The sequence below is a fragment of the Romboutsia sp. genome (assembly GCF_051659545.1).
In the GTDB taxonomy this organism is placed as follows: domain Bacteria; phylum Bacillota; class Clostridia; order Peptostreptococcales; family Peptostreptococcaceae; genus JBOFOR01.
This window is the reverse complement of record NZ_JBOFOR010000149.1, coordinates 1-3,428: the sequence shown is the minus strand read 5'-3', so window position 1 is coordinate 3,428 and position 3,428 is coordinate 1. Positions and strand designations below refer to the sequence as shown.

Sequence of the window (3,428 nt, the reverse complement as noted above, 5' to 3'; positions counted from 1 at the left end):
CACATTTAAATTGTATTCATTTATTATTGGAGTTTCATTTATTATGTCTTTATGTCTGTATAATTCTATTTTTACTTTAAAGCTTGTAGGGTCTATTAGTCTATCTATATATAATACGTTGTGATTTCTTGATTCTATACTTAGATAACTGTTAATTACAACACTGCATGGACCAGATATATGAGAAGATCTAGGGTAGATTCTATGCCATTCTTCATCATCATCAAATCCTATATAATAATTTATAAAGTCATTTTTATTGTTTTCGTCTTTTTTAAAAGACTCTGGAACTTTATCTATTGCATTAAGTGTTATTTTCTTTATAGGCTTATCTACTGTAAAATCTTTTGATATATACATACCGCAATCTGTATATTCGTTATACATAAACCCTATATGACTAATTCCTATTTTGTATCTATAAGCGTTTACGGTTTCTGAGAATAGCTTTGAGTTATCTTCTGAATTTATATTTGAGAAAAACAAATTTGATTTTATATATTCTTTATTTAAGAAACTGTTAACTGATGTTGAGCTTGGGTATTTAATACTTTTGTTCTTAACATCATAAGATAATCCTAAATTTTCTATGCTTATAGTTGGCTTATCTATTTTTACATACTCTTTATATCTATCACTTGTGTAATATGGTATATTTACTGGGTCTATTAATAAAGAATAAGTTCTAGCAACTCTAGTTAACACACTATCATTTTGAGACAGTCTTATTATTACTTCTTTTACTATTTGAGGTTTAAAGTTTATAATAGTATTTTCTAATAAGTAGTCTCCGTATTTTATAACTTGAACTCCTGCGTAATCGTCTTTTATGATTATTTCTTTTATGATTGGATAATCTGTTTGAAAGTTAGTTTTAGGTATACCATTTATATTAAGGCAATTAAGCTTCTTTGGAAAATCAAATGTAAGCTTTAAGTCTAGTCTAAGTTCATTGTCTTCACTTATCCAACTTGTACCCTCTTTGTATTTAAAGCCAACTGCGGATGTTTTCATTTTAGTTTCTCCATCTAAAGTGTACATCTCAAACTCATACCAGTCTTTGTTATCAGTAGAGTATAAGCTAGATAGATTCATTCTAGGTTCTGTTTCTCCTACATACTTAACCCCTTCCATAGTTTCATATACTTCGTGAGTATTACCAGGAAATCCGTTAGAAGAATCAAGAATATCTATTGTAAAGTTAAGCTCTTCTATTTGGTCATTAGTAGCTAAAAAACATACGCCCTCGCTTATGTCTGCATATGGCATTCTTTCGTCTTCTTTTGTGTCTGAGTCATTTATGTTGTTCATCTCAAAAGAATCGCAAAATATCATACTTGAAGCATCACTAACTGCTTTTATCCTTTTTTCTATTTCTTGTATTTTATTATCAATAACAGATACGCTATTATTGATATTGTCTGTTTCTTCTAACATTTGAATATTCATTTCAGATAAAATAGAATTTATATTCTCACACCCAGTTATTATCTCAAGCATATCTCCCCTTGCATTTGTTACCATCTCCTTGTAGTGAGGAAAAGATGGAACATCTGACATTTGTATGTATCTGTAACTTGGTTTTCCCATACTTTCATAAAACTCAAATACTGCTTGTTTTATTTTATAAGCGTACTCTGTTTTTGTTTGTATTTTTCCATTGTTATATTCATGCTTGATTTGAGCTAGTGTCTTTTTAACTCTTTCATCAAACATTATAGTTGAAGGTTTGTATTTGTAACTATTCATATAATCCCCCTAGAATGTTTCAACATTATATTTTATTTCTTTTAAGATTGGAGTTAGCCACCCATCTTTTACTGTATTTCTTCTAAATACAGCCTTTGCTCTTATGTTAGTTATTAAATGCCTATAAGTAACATCTATCATATATCCTTTTGGAATTGGTTTATTTAGATATATAACATTTTTTAATATATAAAACTGATACTCTCCAGTGTTTTCAAAGTTCTCATAGCTAATACCAGGGTTTGTTACATTAGTTACATTGGTACAATGTATTGATTGCATTTCTTTTATCTCACCTAAGTTAGTAAGTAATATAGAGCAATAATTGTCGGAATTGTCAATGCTAGGGTTGTTCTTAAGTCTTATAGTTGAATCATTAGAACTTTCAAAGCTTTCTATTGATGTTGTATATTTAGAGCTTAAGTCTATGTATTTGCTTCCTTCTATTGGTTTGTATTTAATGCTGTATATAGCGTCATAGTCATAATTAAATATTAGCACGCACCATATGTTTCCAGTTCTTTCGTTTATGTCTAAATGGTATTCAGGAGAATCTTCTGGTATTGGAATACCATTTTTCATAACTGAGAACACTTTCTCTGCTTCAAATCTTAAATAAGCTCTAGTTTCTCCTTGTATAAATAACGTTTCACTTTCTATTATGTCTTTATTTTTAGGAAGTATAGAAATCCATTCTGTTGGAGATGGACTAGTAGCTCCAGTTATATAATACTCTATGTCTGTTACCATGTTATTGTTTGAATCTAGTTGGTGCACTTCATCAGTTTGTATTTCTATTTTCTTTACATTTGATTGAAGCTTAATTGACTTTCCTACGTAAAATCCAGTACGGTCAAAGTGATTGTTATAACAACCAATGTTATAAAATCCGTAATTGTATTCATACTTAGTTACCTTTCTTATTTTAGCCTTATCCGTAACTAACATATTAACTAAGTCATCTGATGAAGATATTACTTTGTCATTGACATTTTGCCAAGCAAAACTAGATACATCTCTATTGTAATACAATGGTTTGAATACTGCTAATTGCTCTTTTTCTGATTTTTTGTTTTTACTATCAAACCATATAGAACTTTTATATATACTAGATGGGTCATATACATATGTTTCTCTAGCATAATGCCTTTGAGTAAATAAGATATACAAATTCTTACATAGTATATCTGGGAATCTATATGATATTTTATTCTTTGTGAATGCGCTTCTAAGGGCTTTATCTTTGTTATCTGGAGTAACTATCTCAATAAGTGGTTCGTCCTCGTCATCACTCATTTTGTATCTTATAGCCACTATATCTATAGGGTATTTACAATAAGGAGACAGCGTTATTTCATTTACTGTATTAACAGATTCAAATTTAACTTCAAGTTCGCATACTGCTCCATTATCTAAACCATAATAATACTTATCATCTATGTATACGTCTTTTGGCTTTGTGTCTAAGAAAGATACTCTTATAGGTGCATCAGCTAATATAGTCTCACTCCAAGGCTCCTTGCCTTCGTTTATTGCATTTTCTAAACTAGTATTTGTATTACTCAAATCGACAAAACCTTCTCCAAGTTGAAAGCTTTTGTTTAGATAAGCAGTTTCAACTTTCCCATCATACTTCATAGAGTTTTCATGTTTTATGTGAGGAAGTGTTAGCATACACT

The 3,428-nt window shown here is 29.6% G+C and carries 2 protein-coding genes; both read right to left on the bottom strand.

What is annotated here, in order from left to right:
* A partial coding sequence (locus tag ACRC03_RS08370; protein WP_438652109.1) for a hypothetical protein occupies positions 1 to 1,749 on the bottom strand: 1,749 nt, incomplete at its 3' end.
* A 9-nt stretch (positions 1,750 to 1,758) separates the two neighbouring features.
* On the bottom strand, positions 1,759 to 3,428 hold a 1,670-nt coding region (locus ACRC03_RS08365), incomplete at its 5' end, for a hypothetical protein (RefSeq protein WP_438652108.1).